This is a genomic window from Proteus sp. Marseille-Q3619 (assembly GCF_965283115.1).
The window spans coordinates 2,038,287-2,056,669 of sequence record NZ_CBDIMP010000001.1; the positions used below are offsets into that span (position 1 = coordinate 2,038,287).

Sequence of the window (18,383 nt, forward strand, 5' to 3'; positions counted from 1 at the left end):
AGTCGCATGAAAAAGGCGCATTGGCTTACTCTTATTCTCAGCGGTTTAATTCTAACAGCACCAGCAAGTGCTGAAGAGAAAAAGCCGCTATTACAAGAGGGTAAAAAGACCCTCTATCAACGTGTATTAACTTATCCAGGTTGCCAAGTTGCTGACAAGATTGGCGCAACAGGAAAAGAGCAACCTGCATTCAGCCGTTTTTATGTTTATCAGCGTCAAAAACAAGGCGCCAATGAGTGGCTACAAGTTGGCCCTGATAGCTTAGGTCATATTAGCGGTTGGATGAATGCAAGTTGTACATCAGAGTGGAAAATGCAGTTAACTCTCGCATTTACTAACCCTGCGGGTCGTAACCCAATGCTGTTTTTCAAAGATAAGCAAACGGTTGAAAGCTTACTTGAAAGCCCAACCCCTGAAAAACAGTACAAGCCCTTTTTAGCAGATATCAAAAACCAAAAAGTGAATCCGGCTGTTTTAGCAAAAGAGCCCGATTATATGATTGATCAGAAAAGTAATTTCTATCTACTGCCGGTATTAGGTTCAGATGAAGTCTTTACTGATGCTGGCTATAAAGTACGAGTGCTCAATGTGGCTTCTGTCTCTTCACAAACCAAAGACAGCAAAGACGCACAGAATGCGAATGCTACTGCAAACAGTACAAAACCAGCAACGCCTAACAGCAAAGATGCTGACAATATGATGCAAGGTTTTTCTGCCGCAGTGGTGTTTGTTATCGACTCAACAATATCAATGGATCCTTACATTGATAGAACCAAAGAAGCGATTCAAAAGGTTTACGCACAAGTCGAAAAAGACAATATGTTGGATAAGGTCAAATTTGGTTTAGTGGCATTTCGCTCTAATATCAAAGCCGTACCTGCTTTGGAATACGACAGCAAAATGTTTGTTAATCCCAATGATGTCAAAGACGGCCCTGACTTCCTCAATAAAGTAAAAGAGTTACGCCAAGCGAAAGTCTCAAGCAGTCGTTTCGATGAAGATGCTTATGCGGGTGTAATGCAAGCCCTTGATGATGTTGATTGGACACGCTTTGGTGCGCGTTACGTTATTTTAATCACCGATGCAGGCGCATTAACGGGAGATGATCCTCTTTCATCAACTAAGCTCGATGCTGAACAAATTCGCCAAGAAGCCGCTTATCGCGGTGTTGCACTTTATACACTGCATTTAAAAACGCCATCAGGTGCAAAAAATCACGCTTCTGCACAAGCACAATATGAGGCGCTAACGCTCAATCCTTTCTTACACAAATCGCTTTACTACCCAATTAATTCAGGGGATATCAATAGCTTTGGTCGGATGGTCGATAGCCTAGCAACCGCTGTAACCACTCAAATTCAAACGGCTTATCGTGGTGAAGCGGCTGTGGGTAGCGCACTAAATGCTGATCCTGCTTATAGCAAAGACAAAGAAACAAACACCTTACTTAACGATGCGCACGATTTAGGCTATGCCATGCGTTTAGCCTATTTAGGTGAAAAACAAGGCACTAAAGCACCACCTGTGTTTAAAGCATGGATAAGCGACCGTGATTTATTGCAGCAAAATATCCCAACTACAGAAGTACAGGTCTTATTGACTAAAAGTGAGTTGAGTGATTTAAGCGATGTCATGAAAAAAATCGTTAATGCTGCTAATGAAGGTTTGATCTCTCCAGACAATATGTTTGCGGATTTGCGTTCGATTGCCGCCACAATGGGTAACGATCCAAACCAAATCAAACAAGGTTCAGCAACCAAATTAGGCGAAATGGGCTTACTCGGTGAATACGTCGAAAACCTCCCTTACTTAAGTGAGGTGCTTGGTTTAGATGAAGAAACGTGGAAAAGCTGGGATGGCCTTGAGCAAGAGAAATTTATCCGCCGACTCAATACGAAGTTGCAATATTATCAACGCTATAACGAAGATGTTGATCGTTGGATATCCCTTGCACCACAAAGCGATCCTCGCGATCACGTTTATCCTGTTCCACTGGAAAACCTGCCTTAATGATCCAGATTGAAGGCATGGCAATTACGCGTGGTGATACGCAACACGGCTTTCGTGTTGCGCTTCCTTCATTGACCCTTGAGAAAGGGGAAATCGGCGCGCTAACTGGCTTAAGCGGTTGCGGTAAAAGCACCTTATTGGAAATGTTCGGGCTGATTTTACGTCCCGATGAATTAACCCATTTTCAACTCGGTGATGATTTAATTATCACGCAAGCGGTGTTGAGTAATGAACAAGCGCAACTCTCATCATTACGTGCTGAAAAATTGGGTTTTATGCTCCAAAGTGGCGGGTTACTTCCCTTTTTAACCGTCATGCAAAATATCCAATTACCTCGCAAAATGCTGGGATTAACACTGCACTCTTCTTGGCTTGATCACGCTATTGATCATTTGCAACTACGCCCCTTGCTTAATCGCCTTCCTCGTCAGCTCTCCATTGGTGAACGTCAACGCGCTGCTTTTATTCGTGCCATTGCTCATGAACCCGCGTTATTGCTTGCCGATGAGCCCACTGCCGCTCTCGATCCCCATAATGCACAAGCGCTATATGCATTGATTGTGGAGATGGTAAAACAACTCGATATCTCTGCGCTGGTTGTTAGTCACGATTGGTCTTTAGTCGAGCGTTTTGGCTTCAGCCACTATCATGCACAACTAGAAGGAGGCGGTAGTGTCTTTATCAAACAATAGCGCCAATCCTAATCGCCTTGGCTTACTCAGTTCACTCGCTTGGCGAGACTTAATTTATGATCGCAAAGTCGCTCTCTGTATTGTGTTCTCTTTAGTCTCTGTTATTGCACCACTGTTACTGCTATTTGGACTAAAAAACGGCATTGTGACGCAGCTTCACAACCAACTGCTAAATGATCCTCGTAACCTTGAAATACGTATGTTAGGCAATGGTAATTATCCACAAAGTTGGTTTAATGAGATTGCACACAAAGAAGAGGTTCGTTTTGTTATCCCATTAACTCGTAGCTTAAACACACAAGCCGATATTGTGATTGATGGGCAACATTTTATTGATAATGCGGAAATTATTCCGACAGCAGAAAACGATCCGTTATTAGAGGATGTGGCTATTCCCCAAAATGCAGACACCTTAGTACTTTCGGCCAATGCCGCTCAAAAACTACAAGCAAATGTCGGCGATAGTGTGCGCTTATTTATCAGCCGTAAACTTAATGGCGTTAATGAGCGCGCCAAACGTACCTTTACTGTTGGCGCCATTATCAGCGATAGCAAATTTCCAAGAGCGGCAGCTTTTGTTTCTCTTGATGTTTTAGTGGCAATGGAAGATTACCGAGATGGTTATCAAACGCCGCTTTTTGGCATAACACAAGGCACTGAAGCGAAACCAAGAACTCAATTTGCTAAAGCTCGCCTTTATGCAAAAAATTTAGATGCCATTGCACCACTAGATGATTGGTTTAGACAACAACACATTGATGTGATGACACAAAAAAGCCAAATAGATTCTGTAAAAGCAATCAGCTACGTTCTTAACGTTATTTTTTCCGTGATTGCTTGGGTATCACTATTAGGCTGTATTGCCTCATTAATTGGCGCCTTCCTTGCCAATATTGATCGCAAACGTAAAGACATGGCAGTACTACGCCTATTGGGTTTTCGTCAATTTGCAGTTTCTTTATATATTGTGTTGCAAGCGCTGTTATTAACGAGTGTTGCCTTTATTTTAGCCCTTGGGCTTTATGGTATCGGTAGCACCTTATTTACCACATTATTAGGCACACATTTACCTGAACAATCCTTTGTCTGTCAGTTAACATTTTGGGATTTATTGATTGCCATGTGCAGTGCCTTACTTGTGGCTTTAGTGGTGGCAAGTATTGGTGCATTACGTGCCGTTTCGATTGAACCTGCGGAGAGCTTACGTGAAATTTAATTTATCGCTTCTAACTTTATCATTCGCGCTGTTATCTAGCAGTTTTACCGCATCTGCCAAATGGGACGATAAATTCGTTAACCCAAAAGCTTTGCCTGATGATGTGATCTTGCCCTTCCCTTGTGAAGGTTCAATGGTCTTTCGCCAAGTCACTATTCCATTAAGCCAACCGCTACAAGACTACAGCGTGACATTAGGGCAAGAAGGCGATGAATGGGGTTATTTAGAACAATCACGAGCAGAACATATTGCGGGTAGCTTTCCATTAAAAGGTAAAGAGAAAGGCCGTTACTACCTTATGGCAAAATACCCCGTTACCGATCTGCAATATAACGCCATGCAGAGCGTGATTAACGGTAAAGAGTGCCCTGTTGCTTCAAATAAATTACGTTTACCAAAAGTGAATATCAGTTGGTATGAAGCAATGCAATTTGCAGACCAATATAACCAATGGTTAAGAAGCAAACATCCCGAAGCACTCCCTGTTGAAGATGGCGCAAAAGGTTTTGCAAGATTACCGACAGAAACGGAGTGGGAATTCGCGGCGCGTGGTGGCTTAAAAGTGTCTGCCTCAGAATTTCGTGATATGCGCTTCCCGATGCCAGAAGGTACCAAAAACTATATTTGGTCTGCGGGCAGTCAATCTGCGAATGGCTCTTTACAGTTAACCGGTTTGTTATCGCCTAATCCACTAGGCTTACATGACATGCTCGGTAATGTCGCTGAAATGATGTTTGAACCCTTTAGATTAAACAAACTCGACCGCTTACATGGACAAGCTGGTGGCTTTATTGTGCGTGGTGGTAGTTATCTCACCCCAGAAAGCGATATGCGCAGTTCATGGCGTCAAGAAGAGCCTTATTACACCAATACCGGTGCAAATAAAAACAAATACACGGGCTTTCGTTTAGCGATTGTCGCGCCAGCATTGACATCGAGAGACAAAATCAAAGAGATCGAAAAAGAGTGGCAACAACTGGGCAATGAGAAGCCCGCTAACGATAAATCAAAAACCAATAGCGATAACTCGATTAATAGCCTAAATACGCTCTCAACCCAGGTGCAAGATGAAGCACTGAAAAAGCAGTTAGCTGAATTGAAAAATACATTACGCGCAAATGCCCAACTGCGTGATGAGCAACGAGATCAAGCTATCCGCACATCACTGCAATTGGGCGCATTTTTATGTACCAAATTAAAAGATGATGGCGAGTTCTACGACAGATTAATTGCATTACATGAAAAAAATTGTCCTGCGGGCACAAAAGATGCCACTTGCGAACGACGCCAAGAGCAAGTTAACGAACATAAGAAAACCCTCGACTTTGTCGTGAGTTATTACGCAGACACATTAGTGGATATGGCAACAACTTATGATGCCTCTTTGGTGAAACCACAAATTGACGTTGTACACCAATTGATGGAAGCCAGAGGAAAATCAAATTTAAATACGTACCTTTCAACGTATATGCAGGGACTCCAAGGATATTGGGCTAACGGTAAAGTTTCACGGAACGAATGGCTTGAAGCGTGCAAAAAACAATAACAGAGACTTGGGATAATAGGTGTGGTATGAACAAACAACTTATGGCAGTACTTGGCATTAGTGCTGTGCTTGCCCTATCAGGATGTCAAAGTAATAGCGGTACTGACCCTCGTTTGAAAAATAACAGTGATATGGAGTTTTTCAGCAAATCAGGCATTACGGCTTGTGCGGGTGGTGCGGCGATTGGTGCATTAGGCTGTTTAGTCTCAAACTCCAGCAATAAAGGCGCATGTATGCTCATTGCTGCTGTCGCTGGCTGCGGGGTAGGTATTGGTGCAAATGCCTATTTAGACAATAAACGCCAAAACTATGCGACGAAAGAAGAGATGCTCAATTCAATGATTGCTGATATTCGAAATGAAAATCAGCGTTTACAGAGTGCCTCTAACACAGCGAAAGCGGTTATTGCTGATGATAAAAAAGCCATTGCAAAAATTCAGCAAGAAATGAAACAACAACGTTTAAATAAAGAAGCTGCAGAGAAACAACTGAAAGGTATTGATGCCAATATTGCAGCACTGCGTTCTCGTTTAGCAGATATGAAAAAACGTGAAGGTGAGTGGCGAGATATTGCAGCGCAGAGTCGTCAAGATGGCTTAAAAACAGCGCAACTTGATAAACAAATCGATGGGATGAAGAAGCAAGTGACCTCTTTACAAGAAGAACTTGATAGCCTTTATACTCAACGGACAGCAATAAAGCTTAGTTAACGTTAAAAAGGATGATAATGAAATTTTTACCTCTTTCCCTTGTTGGCATGACCTTACTATTAAGCGGTTGTGTCACCAATCCCGCTGATTGTGATCCAACAACGGGTGACGTCAGTATAATTACTAAGTTTAACTGTAATTATTCAGGGACTTACGACAATCGCGTCGAGCAAAAAAAAGCTATTCTCGCTAATGAGAAAGCATTAAATACAGAGTTTAAAGCCGTTCTTGCTGCCATTGAGAAAGAAAAGCAACAAACCAATGCCTCTCTCAAAAGTAAGCAAGCTAGCCAACAAGCATTAAACCAATCAATGAATAATCTGTTAAATCAAATTCGCCAAAAAACGAAAGGGCAAAATGATATTCAAAAACAGATCAATGAAATTGATAAACAAATGAAAGCGGCACAAAACAATCCATCAAAATCAGTGATGGAAAAACAACTTGAATTAGAGAACTTACAAAATCAAGTCATTAACCTACAAAGTGATTTAGGTCTTAAATAAGCCTAAAAAGGCTCTCTATTATTATTTAGAGAGCCTTTTTATTTAATTCCATTCTTATTTTTTATTTATTTTCATCGTGATTTATATTATCAAAATATTATTTATATAATATTAATAACAACTAACAGACCTCTTTAATAAAACAACCTTATTTAAGCTAACGTGTTATTTTTTATTCCATTAAAAATGGACTCATCATTATAATTCCATCGCTTAATAATGCATTCTTATTATTTAAATTATGGGATATAACTAATGAAAACAAAATTACTATCAACTTTATTTATTACTGGTTTATTGGCGACGTCTTCTGTCTATGCACAAAACGATTTTAAATTAGATAAAACCACACTTTCAGCAGGTTATGCTCAAGTCAAAATGGCAGGTCAAAACCCAATTCATGGTGGTGTTTTCTCTATTCGTCAAGAAATTAATTCACAATTTGGTATTTTAGCAACAACGACTTACGCCCAAAATGAATATGATTTAAACAAATCTGTTAATACTTTCTTTAAAGATGTTCATGCACGTTATTACTCTGTTATGGCTGGCCCGACAATCCGTTTAAATGATTTTATTAGTGTTTATGGCACCGCAGGTATGAGCCAAATTCAATTTAAATCTGAAAATTCAGAATTAAAAAAATTAAAGAAAAATGCATTTAGTTGGGGCGCAGGTTTAATCATTAATCCAGCAGAAATGATTTCTATTTCTCTTGGTTATGAAAATAGCCGTTTTAAATTTAAAGATACCGATAATCGCATTGTTTTAGATGGCTTCGTGGCCAATATTGGTTATCGTTTTTAATTAAATTGAAGCACATATTATTTTATAGTATGTGCTTGCTTTATCATTATATTAGAAAAAATAAGTACTTTTAATCTCCAATTTCTATCTTAAATTAAAAAACAATTCTGTACTTTCTGGTCTATACATTCCTTTAATTGACGCAGTACAAACAAAACCTTTTGATTTTAAAATAGGTGCTAATTCTATCAACTTTTCTTGTGCAACCGTAATAAGTACATCTGGTGAATCAAAGTATTGCAATGATAAATCGACCAATTGGCTACCTATCCCTTGCCCTTGATGAAATGGTGAAGTGTAAAGGGTGCAAATTTTATTCTCATAGGTACTTTTTTTCAGTAAAGCGATACCTAAGAGCGCAGTGCCATTATGGGCAATAATAATTTTTCGCTGATTTTCATAAGATGGCTGATAAAATTTATATTGGAGCCAGTAATTAAAATTAGGATATAACGCAGATATGTCACTTAAAAAGTGGCTTATCTGTAACAGAGAGGCTTGGTGATCATACGAAAATAGAGAAGCATAATTGATACTTCGCATATAACTCTCCTTCTTCATATAAAAACCTATTATTAATGGATTAATTTTAATTATATATTAACTTACAAAAAATCAAGTAATAATATTCGTTAATACTGTTGCAAGTAAACTAGAAATAGTACCTAGAACTAGAATACATAATATAACAAACATAACTTCTTTTAATCCCACTTTTCGAGTCATAAACCTAGCAAAAGCTGAAAAATACTCTATGTTTTTCTCTGATTTTGTCTTCCAATGATAGATCAACATTTTTGTTTTGACCTGTGTATCTTTATTATAACAAAGATATGAATCCCACAGTTTATCTTCTAATATTCGACAGCGATCATAGGTTGTATGTCCTATTTTAAATTCTGAGGATTCATTTCTAATGAGGAAAAAATGAACTTTATTAATCTCTCTGCATGTCGCGACTTTTTCTCTAATTGTTTTCGGTAAATTACGAGATTCATTAACTCTAAAATCTACAACTTCGCTTTTTTCAAAATAATACGTTATTAATGAATCTTTTGATTTATACTCTCTTGAAATATTATCAATATCTTCTTTTTCTAGAATATACCTAAATCTTAAATACCAATTTTTTCTTTATACTCTTCTGAACAATTGAATATTTTATTGGAGAATTTAATAATTGTTCCAACTTCGTCATCTTCACTATACTCTTCAATTAACACTCTACCTTCTGATGTTCCATGTGATAAATTAGTAAAAAATACAATACCTTCGCTATCTTTTTGTTCTGAAAAAACAATGTATTTAGCACTACATTCTCTTATTGGTTTTATATTACTTACATCATTATTAAAAACAGCCGAGATTAATTTTTCACTTTCAACAACTTTATCCCCTAAAGTCGGAATATAGCTTTTTATATTATACTTAAAAGGTAAGTAAACATTGATTGAATCGAAACATTTATTTTTCCCACTAATTAATACACCTATATCTAAATAATTTATTTTATCATCAGGAAGGTGCCAATAATTAAAATGTAGCTCTAAACCCAGAGTGTTAAACGCATTTTCACTTGAGTTTTCAACCCAAAAAGCTAAACTTTGTGTCATTTATAATCATTCCTGATCAAGATGAAAAAAATTATTATCAGTATCAAACCTAAGTATGTTCAAAAAATCTATGATGGCAATAAAGTTATAGAACTTCGTAAATCTATTGGATTAAGTTTTAAACAAAACAATAAAATGTATATTTATAGCTCTTCTCCTAAAAAAGCGATCGCAGGCCATGCTTATATCGATAAAATAGAACAAGTTAGTAAGGATGAGATAAAACAATATTATTTAGATAAAATTGCTATATCAAACGAAGAATTAGAAAACTACCTTACTAATGGCAAAAAAGGAATAATGATTTGGTTAAAAAATATAGTTGAATACCAAAAACCGATCACGCTCGCAAAACTAAAAGAAACGGGTTTCACTGCACCACAATCTTATTGCTATGTTTCAGATGCACTTACATTATTACTTAATAAAAACACTTAAAAACAAAAAGCCTCTGCTTTATAAAAACAGAGGCAAATTAACGCAAAAAAGACCCACACTAGGGAATAACACAGACACCGATTGTCTAAACAACTTTCTAAATCATTTTATTAAATCTTGGTAAGTGCCTAGCTGATAACCTCGTTCCACAATTGCTTGTTTTAACGTGATATCTGTTAATACTTCAAGCTCCGTTAAGCGCTGAAAGCAATAACCACTTGCACGTAACGAATTATCAATAAAAGCAGGATGTGTCATCACTTCAAGAGAGTGCTCACGACGTGCTTTTGATTCATCAAGCACCTTTAAAAATAAAGCCTGTGTGATTTCATCACCATAAAACTGGCTATCGAAACCCTCACTACTGATCACACCTTGAGTATCAATGCCTTCTTTTTGCGCTAAAGGTCTATCAACTCGCATCGGTAACGATTTTTCTTTGGCAAATTCCGCCACAATAGGAAAAATTTGCTTGAACATATGCACATGATGATGGCTATCAATATGGTCTGGTTCACAACCAAAGATCTCAATAAAACGCTGATATTGAGCTCTAAGCTCAACACGTATTTCATCAAGTGGCAAATTGCCCTCTTCTGCCATTTGCCAGACCCATTTCCCTAGCACACCTTCACGCGTTAAAGAAGATAAAGGAGACAGCGGTTTACCCATCGTCAACGTAAAATGAAGCCCAACACCTAATCCAGGCAACTCATGACGCAATTGTGCTGCATGTTTAATTCCTTCAGCATTGACAAGTGCCGTTGTTGAGCTAACCACGCCATGACGAAAACACTCTGCAATACCGTAGTTTTGACCTTTACTTAGCCCGAAATCATCCGCATTCACAATTAATAAACCAGCCATTCTGTCTCCTTATTACTTATTTTTATCTACTGACAATTAATGAGAGGCTTTTTCTAACTCAGCAATTGCTTTGGCAAAATTAGGTAGATGTGCTTTATGTGCTAATAACATTTCACGCGTAAGTACTTCTGCATCTTTATCTGAAAGTACTAACGGTGTTAAGTTCATCGCTAATAAAGCATCATTTAATTCGCCACTAATAGCCGCTTTGCTGGCCGCGATTTCAAAGGCTTTGATGGTATGAATTAATCCCATCACTTTTTCATCAAAATATGTTAAACGAGGATGAGGTTTAGCGCCATCACGCCCTAAAATAGCAGTCACTTCAATTGACCAATCTGCTGGAATATTATCGATATGACCATGATGTGGAATATTCACATAATGCTCAGCTTGTTTATCATTATAAATAGCATTAATCACTTCACAGGCTGCATCAGAATAATAAGCACCACCACGTAATTCCAACTCTTTCGGTTTGATATTTAAATCAGGATCTTTATACAATTCAAACAATTGTTTTTCGACTTTTTGTACTACTTTAGCGCGAGCACCGCCTTTATAGTATTCACCCATTTCAATAGCTAACATCTCTTTTTGCTTGAAGTAATACAGCAAATAAGAGCACGGCAGCATATTAAGAGAGCGGATCAAGCCTTCACTAAATGGTAGGTCAAAAATATTTTTCACAGAGCCCGCGGTTAATGTTCCTGAAGCCACGCCATCTAATAATTCAGGGAAGCGAGACTGACCATTTACAATAACGTCTTTAATAAACACCATATGATTTAAGCCAAATAAATCAATGGAGAGTTCATCTTTATCCGTCAGGTTAAGAACATCTGTAATAAACATCTTCATACCGATTGGAATATTACAAACCCCAATAAACTTCTTAAAATTGGTATGGCGATAAACGGCTTCTGTCACCATACCAGCTGGATTCGTAAAGTTGATGATCCACGCATTAGGGCAAATCTCTTCAACATCCTTAATAATATCGAAAATAACAGGGATAGTGCGTAAACCTTTAAATAGCCCACCAGCACCATTGGTTTCTTGCCCTAAATAACCATGACTTAAAGGAATTGATTCATCAAGCTCTCTTGCTTTCAATTGACCAACACGCAATTGTGTCGTGACAAAATCAGCGTCTTTTAATGCTTCACGGCGATTAAGTGTTTTATAAATGGTTAAAGGAATATCCGCCTTTTTTACCATGCGTTGGCAAAGCTCAAAAATAATATCAAGCTTCTCTTGCCCTTCTTCAACATCCACTAACCATAATTCAGTGATTGGTAGTTCATGATAACGCTTAATAAAACCTTCTAATAATTCAGGCGTATAACTGCTTCCACCACCAATGGTAACTACTTTTAATTTATGACTCATAAAATACTCCCATACAGCGTAATAGTGCTGTTATTTGTGTATTAATGGCGAAATTAAGGCGTAAAGAGCCATGAAGAAAATAAGCTTATTTTCTTCTTTCTCTCTATTTTCGATAAAATTAATCTTTATTGTTGATTAATTTCTTACGCTTAATAATGAATTAGTTTGTTTCTTTAATGCTGTATAAATTTTTTCGATAACTATTTGGAGTCAGCGAAGTTATTTTCTTAAATGTCTTAATAAATAAACTTGGGCTGCTGTAACCTGCATCAAAAGCAATATCTGTTATCGAATAGTTTGTAATTTCCAATTGTTTTTTCGCAAAATTAATTCGAATATCATGAATAATTTGCATGGGTGTTTTATCGTAATAACGCCGAGTTGCTCGGGTTAAATATTCTTGTGATTTCCCTGATAACATCACCATATTCACCAATGCATTTTCACCAAATTTTTGTTTGTCATGCATCTCGCTTACAGTGTCTTTTAGCCATAAGGGAATATCGTCTTGTGTTCTATTTTCTCGATGGTGTCGTAATCTATTCACCACATTAAAGGTGATAATTTCAATAAACTCATTAAATTCGGTATGGCGGAAATTCAGTGAGCCAACAACCGATTCAATATAGGAAAGAAACTCATTTTTTAATTCATAAACTTGTGAGGCAACAAAATAAGAAGGCAGTAACGAGAGATAATGTTTATCAAAAAAGGCTTTGCTAATACCCACATTGAGAATACGAGTTGCACCAAATTCATAAAAACTTTGATGATGAGAACCAATGGGAATAAAAACAAAATCACCACGTTCGAGTAAAATCTTTTTACCATTTATCTCTTGGTAATAGCGCCCTGTTAATACAATGGTGAATTCATAATAGTCATGCTGATGCAATCCACTAACACTTTCTGTTTTATTATAAATAAAGACATGAAAGTTTTTGCCATTAAATAGCTGATCTTCATAGACCATGCGTATTTCGCTTTGCGCTCTCAATGACTCCACCACGGTATTCATCTTATTTTATCTTCTCATGTAACTCGATTAATTCTGTCACCAACTCTCTGGCTAACATTGATGTCATTAAATGATCTTGCGCGTGAACTAATACCAAGCTGACTTTCGTTTTTCCTACACCTTGGTCATCACCAATTAAACGAGTCTGTATTTTATGTGCTTCATTTAATGCTTCGCGAGATTGTTCCATTAATTTTCTAGCGCCATCAAAATCACCTTCTTTGGCTTTTTTTAACGCGCCATAAGCCACACTACGAGCTTGGCCTGAGTTAATAATAAGCCCCATAATGATCTCTTCAAATTCATCATCGGTTGCACTGCTATCAACAGCATTTTCAATATCTAACATCATATTTCCTCTTTGACACTGCAAGTGCAGAGAAGCCTCTGCACTTGTGTTTTCTATCACTTAAAATTTCAACGCATTGGCAATATCTTCTTCACTTTCTTCTTTTTCAATTTCAGTTTGCGCTTTATTTGAAATAATCACGAAAGGAAGATAAATCAGTGTGGCAACACCCAAGTTAAACAGTGCTAATAACAGTGCCGCAATACTACCGTTGGTATTAAAGAAAGCACCTAGTCCGGTTGGCATTGTCCACGGCGCAATATTTGTCACTGGTGGGATTATCCCTAAGTAATAAGCCGTCACCGTAATCGCAGCAAGAATAGGCTGAATAAGAATAAATGGAATAAACATCACTGGGTTCATAATCACAGGCAGACCAAAAATAATCGGTTCGTTAATTTGGAATAAACCTGCTGGTAATGCCAGTTTTGCCACTTGGCGATGATCGGCACGACGAGATGCGATAAAGATAGCCAGAATAAGTCCCAGTGTTGCCCCTGTACCGCCTAAGAAGATAAAGGAGTCTAACATTGGTTTTGCCCAGAGGTGGAACGTCTTACCCGCTGCCAGTGCCGCTTCCACTGAACCGTATTCGGTGTAAATTGACACGTTCTCTAACGCCCAAGGCGTCATAATGCCACTATCAAGTGCAGCAAGAGCGAGTGATCCATGAATACCAAAGAACCACAATAGAGAAGTAAAGATAACGTAAGCCCAACCAACCACAGAGCCCATTGATGCTAATGGTGTGGAGATAGAATCTAAAATAATTTGATGGAAGTTCGTTTCATACGTCGCTAATCCCCACGAAACAATCCCCATGACTGATAAAATAATAAAGCCTGGAATTAATGCGGAGAATGAACGTGAAACAGACGCGGGTACGCTATCTGGTAAACGGATTACCCAGTTACGACGCACAATAAAGGTAAACATTTCAGCCACAACAAGACCAATAATGATACCTGAAATAATATTTGCCCCACCTAACCAATTAGCGCCGACTGCATAAGCACCACCTGCGTTATAAGGTGTTACTGTCATAAAGGCTGCAATGGAAAGTAAACCTGCTGCAATCGGGTCAACTTTACGCTCTTCTGCTAATGCCATTCCGATAAAGAACGGTGCCATCAACGACATTATACCCAATGTACCATTATAGACATTCCCACCTATGGCTTTAAAACCATTGAGTGTTTCTATTGTTGATGCATCAAGGCGGATACCTAAAGAATAAAAGAAGGAGCCATCACCAAAACTAAGAAAAACGTTATTGATAAGTACAAACATTGCCCCTGCAAGGGTTAATGGCATTAAACGAATAAAGCCATTTTTAATCGCATTAACGTGAGGTTGCTTTCCAATTTTAACCGCAAAAGGAAGGAGTACCTTTTCAAGTGAACCAATAAACTTACTCATAGAAAAATACCCTTAAAATGCCGCTAATTGCTCGGCTTGCTGAAAAATTCGCTCTTTGACTGGAATAGAAATAATAAAAAAATAAAAAATAGAATTAATTTGTTGTTGCAGATGCTTTTTTAATAGAGGCGACAGCGGCTTTTAACACACCTAAGCCATCTACTTTTCCGTATAACAAAGAATCGATCACTTCGACCGGTTTATTAGGGAGTAATTTTTGGATATCAGGCAGCATCCAGCTAATTTGTGGACCAAGTAAAATCAGATCCGCATCCTGTCCTTTTTGTGCTGCTAAGGTTTCAGGAAATGCTTCAATGACCACAGGCACCTCATATTTTTCTGCTTGTGCTCGCATTTTGGTCACGAGAAGAGATGTTGACATGCCAGCAGAACAAAATAAGTAAATATATTTCTTTTGCATAAAACCCTCTTGAGTTGGCAACGATTTACCCTAGAGATAACAAGGCTTTCTCTTGTGCATTCATTACTGTGTCAGTACAGAAACCGAAGTAAGATTAAAATAAGGATTGTTTCTGCTTGAATGAAGTATACGCAATGATACTGGATAACGATATTTCTTATAGGTTCAGAATTGTCTCTCCTTGACCTACTCTTTTGACACTCTTCACAAATTGAGCAAATAATCTTAAGAGTTCTTTCACGTCACGAAATTTGTCTTTCTGATTAACACCTATGACTACCCGTAAAATTTCGCCATTTTAATCAAGTTAATTCTTTATTATTATGAGAATGTGAATTAGTATCATTACTCTTTATATTTTTGATGGTATTATCGTCTTCTTTGTGGATCAATATTTAGGCCACTGCTGTAAAGATCCGTGTTATTTCGTGTTGCAACAATATGGGAAAGAGAATGTTTAAAAAGTCATTAAGCCCACTGTTCTTACTGCTTTCTTCACTTGTTATCGCAGGTTGTGATAACGCTCAAGACACATCAACAACACAATCAGCAGAGAAACAAACTCTCACGATTGAACATTTCCAAGGGACAACTGAAATCCCTGCACACCCACAAAAAGTGGTTGTGATGAATATGGAAACCCTCGATATTATTGATGCATTAGGTGTTTCTATTGTTGGTCTTCCACAAACGAATGTTCATTTACCAAAATTCTTAGAGAAGTACACCAATCCGAACGATTACATCAATGAAGGTGCCTTATTTGAGCCAAACTATGAAAAGCTCAGCACAACAGCGCCTGATTTAATTTTAAGTGGTAGCCGTGCGCGTGATGCATATCCTAAATTAAGTGAAATTGCACCTGCGATTTCAATGGATATCGATCCTAAGCGTTTCGTTGAAAGCCTTGCTGAACGCACAACCACATTAGGCCAGATTTTTGGTAAAGAAGAGCAAGCTAAAAAATTATTGGCTGATTTCAATAGCAAAATTGCTACCGTAAAATCAAAAACCCCAGATGCGGGTAAAGCAATGGTGGTTTTAGTCAGTGGCGGTAAAATTTCAGCTTATGGGCCAGGCTCTCGCTTTGGCTTTATCTATGATGTATTAGGTTTTGAACCCGCTTATGTTTTTGATAGCCCAGGCTCACACGGCAACATCGTTAACTCTGAATTACTGTTAAAACTTAACCCAGATTGGCTGTTTGTCATTGACCGTGATGCAGCAATTGGTCGTGAAGATTCACAACCCGCTCAACAAGTTCTCGATAACGCACTGGTAAGAAAAGTAAATGCTTGGAACAAAGACCAAGTTATCTATCTTGATTCAAGCTCTATTTACATTTCAGGCGGGATCCAAACTTACTCTCGCTTAATGGATACCATTAATCAGGCGTTGGATCAGAAAAAATAAAATAATCGAATGAAAACGTTCCATTTATCATTGGGGATAGGGATTGTTGCTATCCTCTCAATGATCAGTCTATTTGTCGGCGCAGGAGATATTACTCCTGCTTCGCTTTTTTCTGATCCCGATATGCGCGATATCTTCTTTATCAGCCGTGTGCCAAGAACCCTATCATTATTACTCGCCGGTGGTGCCATTAGTGTTGCAGGTTTAATCATGCAACTACTCACTCAAAACCGCTTTGTTGAACCTTCTCTCGCAGGAACAACACAATCTGCAAGTCTTGGCTTATTAGTTGTCATGTTGCTCTTTCCAGCCGCTGGCATCTTTACCAAAATGATGGTTGCAACTGTTTTTGCCCTTCTTGGTACTTTGTTATTTATGTTGCTTTTGCAAAGGATCACCTTAAAAACAACACTAATAGTACCTTTAGTGGGCATTATGCTCAGTGCAGTTATTGGCGCACTCACTATCTTCTTAGCGGTATATTTCGATTTACTGCAATCATTAGATGCATGGACAAGTGGCGATTTCTCAAGTGTGTTACAAGGCCGTTATGAGCTGTTATGGCTTGTCGGTGCGCTAGCAATCATGGCGTGTTGGGTGGCTGATAGCTTTACTGTTGCCGGAATGGGGCGTGAATTTTCCATTAACGTGGGACTCAATTACCGCAAAGTGATGATCATTGGGTTATCCATTATTGCACTGATTAGTGGTGTTGTGGTTTCCGTTGTCGGCGCATTACCTTTCCTCGGCTTAATTGTGCCCAATCTGGTGAGCTTAGTAATGGGCGATAACATCCGCAAAACCATTCCTTGGGTTTGCTTGAGTGGTGGTGCAATTGTTTTACTGTGTGATGTGATTGGTCGCCTTATTCGCTACCCATTTGAAATTCCTGCCAGCGTTATTTTAGGCGCAGTGGGTGCCATTATTTTCCTTTTCTTAATATTAAAGCAGCAACGTTATGCAAAAAGTTAATTCATCCATAATTAGCAAATGTACTGGCGCTGTCGAACATAAGAAAACGCGCCTCTCACCTATGTCTCGTATTTGGTTATTATTAGGGGCATCGTTATTATCCATTGTGTTATTTATGACGATAAACCTAAACGGCAATATCTCTTATATTCTGACTCACCGTGCTTATATTGTACTTACAATGATTGTGGTAGCGTTTGCCGCTGGTGTTTCCACGATATTGTTTCAAACCATCGCGAATAACCGTATTTTGACACCCTCACTTATGGGGTTAGAAGCTCTGTTTGTATTACTACAAACTGTGTTTATTTTCTTTGAAGGGGATATGCCTGCCTCGTGGATGTTGAACCTATCAAAGTTCTTCTTAGAATCGACATTGCTGGTGCTATTTTCTGTTGTGCTCTATCGTTGGTTGTTTAGTTCGGTACGCTTTAACATTAACTTAGTCCTGATGATCGGGATTATTTTAGGCACTTTATTTCGTAGTTCAGCTACGCTATTACAACGTTTGATGGATCCCAATGAATTTTCCGTCTTACAAAGTCGTATGTTTGCCACTTTCACCCGTGCAACGCCTGATCTTATCTTTTGTGCTTTAGCCATGATTGTGGTTGTCGGTGTTTTACTTTGGCGTATGCGTTATAGCTTTGATGTCATGGCATTAGGACAAGCCAATGCCATTAACCTCGGTATTAATTACCGCAAACAAACCACTTATATTCTGTTACTGATTTCTGTTCTAGTGGCCGTATCAACGGCGTTAGTGGGTCCGTTAACCTTCTTAGGGTTAATTGTCGCTAACCTCGCTTATCATATCAGTGGCAGTAGCCAGCACCGTTTCTTGATGCCCGTAGCCTTCCTACTGGGTACTATTGCCTTAATCGGTGGGCAACTGGTTTTAGAATATGGCTTAAAAATGACAGGAACACTTTCTGTTGTGATTGAGTTTGTTGGTGGGATGTTCTTTATCTATTTGGTGTTAAGAAGACTTTAA

The 18,383-nt window shown here is 38.3% G+C and carries 19 protein-coding genes; 11 read left to right on the forward strand and 8 right to left on the reverse strand.

The window, feature by feature from the left end; translation table 11 throughout:
• Positions 1-6 precede the first annotated feature (6 nt).
• From ACWPWK_RS09325 to ACWPWK_RS09355, 7 genes are all read left to right on the forward strand, one after another.
• On the forward strand, positions 7-2,010 hold the full coding sequence (locus tag ACWPWK_RS09325; RefSeq protein WP_109373732.1) for a vWA domain-containing protein: 2,004 nt from the start codon (positions 7-9) through the stop codon (positions 2,008-2,010).
• Entirely contained in the window at positions 2,010-2,702 is a 693-nt protein-coding gene (locus ACWPWK_RS09330) for an ABC transporter ATP-binding protein (protein ID WP_109373733.1), read from the forward strand. Before ACWPWK_RS09325 ends, ACWPWK_RS09330 begins: the two co-directional genes overlap by 1 nt.
• Positions 2,683-3,918 (forward strand): ABC transporter permease, encoded by a 1,236-nt coding sequence (locus tag ACWPWK_RS09335; RefSeq protein ID WP_109373734.1) that lies wholly within the window; start codon positions 2,683-2,685, stop codon positions 3,916-3,918. Before ACWPWK_RS09330 ends, ACWPWK_RS09335 begins: the two co-directional genes overlap by 20 nt.
• On the forward strand, positions 3,908-5,464 hold the full coding sequence (locus ACWPWK_RS09340) for a formylglycine-generating enzyme family protein (protein ID WP_196564282.1): 1,557 nt from the start codon (positions 3,908-3,910) through the stop codon (positions 5,462-5,464). The genes ACWPWK_RS09335 and ACWPWK_RS09340 overlap by 11 nt, the downstream gene beginning before the upstream one ends.
• Before the next feature lie 26 nt (positions 5,465-5,490).
• Positions 5,491-6,174: a hypothetical protein gene (locus ACWPWK_RS09345; RefSeq protein ID WP_109373735.1), complete on the forward strand. Its 684-nt coding sequence runs from the start codon at positions 5,491-5,493 to the stop codon at positions 6,172-6,174.
• 17 nt (positions 6,175-6,191) lie between these two features.
• The gene (locus tag ACWPWK_RS09350) at positions 6,192-6,680 is read left to right on the forward strand and encodes a hypothetical protein (RefSeq protein WP_244185073.1); all 489 of its coding nucleotides are present in this window, start codon (positions 6,192-6,194) and stop codon (positions 6,678-6,680) included.
• A gap of 255 nt (positions 6,681-6,935) precedes the next feature.
• Positions 6,936-7,487 carry an Ail/Lom family outer membrane beta-barrel protein gene (locus tag ACWPWK_RS09355; protein ID WP_109373736.1) on the forward strand — a complete coding sequence of 184 codons (552 nt, stop codon included), beginning with the start codon at positions 6,936-6,938 and terminating at the stop codon, positions 7,485-7,487.
• Positions 7,488-7,571: 84 nt separating this feature from the next.
• Here the strand turns inward: ACWPWK_RS09355 and ACWPWK_RS09360 are convergent, their stop codons facing one another.
• Complete coding sequence (locus ACWPWK_RS09360; RefSeq protein ID WP_160230801.1) at positions 7,572-8,030, reverse strand: GNAT family N-acetyltransferase; 459 nt, start codon at positions 8,028-8,030, stop codon at positions 7,572-7,574.
• Between the two features lie 572 nt (positions 8,031-8,602).
• Positions 8,603-9,100, reverse strand: a complete 498-nt coding sequence (locus tag ACWPWK_RS09365) for a hypothetical protein (protein WP_109373738.1) — start codon at positions 9,098-9,100, stop codon at positions 8,603-8,605.
• Between the two features lie 21 nt (positions 9,101-9,121).
• Here ACWPWK_RS09365 and ACWPWK_RS09370 point away from each other — a divergent pair, with 21 nt between their 5' ends.
• A complete protein-coding gene (locus ACWPWK_RS09370; RefSeq protein ID WP_109373739.1) occupies positions 9,122-9,538 on the forward strand; it encodes a hypothetical protein in 417 nt (138 codons plus the stop codon).
• A gap of 102 nt (positions 9,539-9,640) precedes the next feature.
• On the opposite strand, the gene chbG is transcribed toward ACWPWK_RS09370, so the two are convergent.
• The 6 genes from chbG to ACWPWK_RS09400 form a co-directional block, all read right to left on the reverse strand.
• The gene (chbG, locus tag ACWPWK_RS09375) at positions 9,641-10,405 is read right to left on the reverse strand and encodes a chitin disaccharide deacetylase (RefSeq protein WP_109373740.1); all 765 of its coding nucleotides are present in this window, start codon (positions 10,403-10,405) and stop codon (positions 9,641-9,643) included.
• A gap of 36 nt (positions 10,406-10,441) precedes the next feature.
• A complete protein-coding gene (locus ACWPWK_RS09380; RefSeq protein WP_109373741.1) occupies positions 10,442-11,797 on the reverse strand; it encodes a 6-phospho-beta-glucosidase in 1,356 nt (451 codons plus the stop codon).
• A gap of 160 nt (positions 11,798-11,957) precedes the next feature.
• Complete coding sequence (gene chbR, locus ACWPWK_RS09385) at positions 11,958-12,815, reverse strand: transcriptional regulator ChbR (RefSeq protein ID WP_109373742.1); 858 nt, start codon at positions 12,813-12,815, stop codon at positions 11,958-11,960.
• 1 nt (position 12,816) lies between these two features.
• Complete coding sequence (chbA, locus tag ACWPWK_RS09390) at positions 12,817-13,164, reverse strand: PTS N,N'-diacetylchitobiose transporter subunit IIA (protein ID WP_088494268.1); 348 nt, start codon at positions 13,162-13,164, stop codon at positions 12,817-12,819.
• A gap of 60 nt (positions 13,165-13,224) precedes the next feature.
• A complete protein-coding gene (chbC, locus tag ACWPWK_RS09395; protein ID WP_023583173.1) occupies positions 13,225-14,583 on the reverse strand; it encodes a PTS N,N'-diacetylchitobiose transporter subunit IIC in 1,359 nt (452 codons plus the stop codon).
• 94 nt (positions 14,584-14,677) lie between these two features.
• Positions 14,678-15,004 carry a PTS sugar transporter subunit IIB gene (locus ACWPWK_RS09400; protein WP_069369489.1) on the reverse strand — a complete coding sequence of 109 codons (327 nt, stop codon included), beginning with the start codon at positions 15,002-15,004 and terminating at the stop codon, positions 14,678-14,680.
• Between the two features lie 453 nt (positions 15,005-15,457).
• On the opposite strand from ACWPWK_RS09400, the gene ACWPWK_RS09405 reads away from it, so the two are divergent.
• Genes ACWPWK_RS09405 through ACWPWK_RS09415 form a run of 3 tightly spaced genes read left to right on the forward strand, consistent with a single transcriptional unit; the run spans position 15,458 to position 18,383 of the window.
• The gene (locus ACWPWK_RS09405; protein WP_109373743.1) at positions 15,458-16,417 is read left to right on the forward strand and encodes a siderophore ABC transporter substrate-binding protein; all 960 of its coding nucleotides are present in this window, start codon (positions 15,458-15,460) and stop codon (positions 16,415-16,417) included.
• Between the two features lie 9 nt (positions 16,418-16,426).
• Positions 16,427-17,389, forward strand: coding sequence for an ABC transporter permease (locus tag ACWPWK_RS09410; RefSeq protein WP_109373744.1), 963 nt, complete (start codon positions 16,427-16,429; stop codon positions 17,387-17,389).
• Entirely contained in the window at positions 17,376-18,383 is a 1,008-nt protein-coding gene (locus ACWPWK_RS09415; RefSeq protein ID WP_109373745.1) for an iron chelate uptake ABC transporter family permease subunit, read from the forward strand. The genes ACWPWK_RS09410 and ACWPWK_RS09415 overlap by 14 nt, the downstream gene beginning before the upstream one ends.

Coding starts and splice junctions, on each gene's coding strand:
- ACWPWK_RS09325 (WP_109373732.1), top strand. CDS start 7: ATGAAAAAGGCGCATTGGCTTACTCTTATTCTCAGCGGTTTAATTCTA.
- ACWPWK_RS09415 (WP_109373745.1), top strand. CDS start 17,376: ATGCAAAAAGTTAATTCATCCATAATTAGCAAATGTACTGGCGCTGTC.
- ACWPWK_RS09380 (WP_109373741.1), bottom strand. CDS start 11,797: ATGAGTCATAAATTAAAAGTAGTTACCATTGGTGGTGGAAGCAGTTAT.
- chbG (WP_109373740.1), bottom strand. CDS start 10,405: ATGGCTGGTTTATTAATTGTGAATGCGGATGATTTCGGGCTAAGTAAA.
- ACWPWK_RS09350 (WP_244185073.1), top strand. CDS start 6,192: ATGAAATTTTTACCTCTTTCCCTTGTTGGCATGACCTTACTATTAAGC.
- ACWPWK_RS09345 (WP_109373735.1), top strand. CDS start 5,491: ATGAACAAACAACTTATGGCAGTACTTGGCATTAGTGCTGTGCTTGCC.
- ACWPWK_RS09355 (WP_109373736.1), top strand. CDS start 6,936: ATGAAAACAAAATTACTATCAACTTTATTTATTACTGGTTTATTGGCG.
- ACWPWK_RS09360 (WP_160230801.1), bottom strand. CDS start 8,030: ATGCGAAGTATCAATTATGCTTCTCTATTTTCGTATGATCACCAAGCC.
- chbA (WP_088494268.1), bottom strand. CDS start 13,164: ATGTTAGATATTGAAAATGCTGTTGATAGCAGTGCAACCGATGATGAA.
- chbC (WP_023583173.1), bottom strand. CDS start 14,583: ATGAGTAAGTTTATTGGTTCACTTGAAAAGGTACTCCTTCCTTTTGCG.
- ACWPWK_RS09330 (WP_109373733.1), top strand. CDS start 2,010: ATGATCCAGATTGAAGGCATGGCAATTACGCGTGGTGATACGCAACAC.
- ACWPWK_RS09410 (WP_109373744.1), top strand. CDS start 16,427: ATGAAAACGTTCCATTTATCATTGGGGATAGGGATTGTTGCTATCCTC.
- ACWPWK_RS09365 (WP_109373738.1), bottom strand. CDS start 9,100: ATGACACAAAGTTTAGCTTTTTGGGTTGAAAACTCAAGTGAAAATGCG.
- ACWPWK_RS09400 (WP_069369489.1), bottom strand. CDS start 15,004: ATGCAAAAGAAATATATTTACTTATTTTGTTCTGCTGGCATGTCAACA.
- ACWPWK_RS09405 (WP_109373743.1), top strand. CDS start 15,458: ATGTTTAAAAAGTCATTAAGCCCACTGTTCTTACTGCTTTCTTCACTT.
- chbR (WP_109373742.1), bottom strand. CDS start 12,815: ATGAATACCGTGGTGGAGTCATTGAGAGCGCAAAGCGAAATACGCATG.
- ACWPWK_RS09370 (WP_109373739.1), top strand. CDS start 9,122: ATGAAAAAAATTATTATCAGTATCAAACCTAAGTATGTTCAAAAAATC.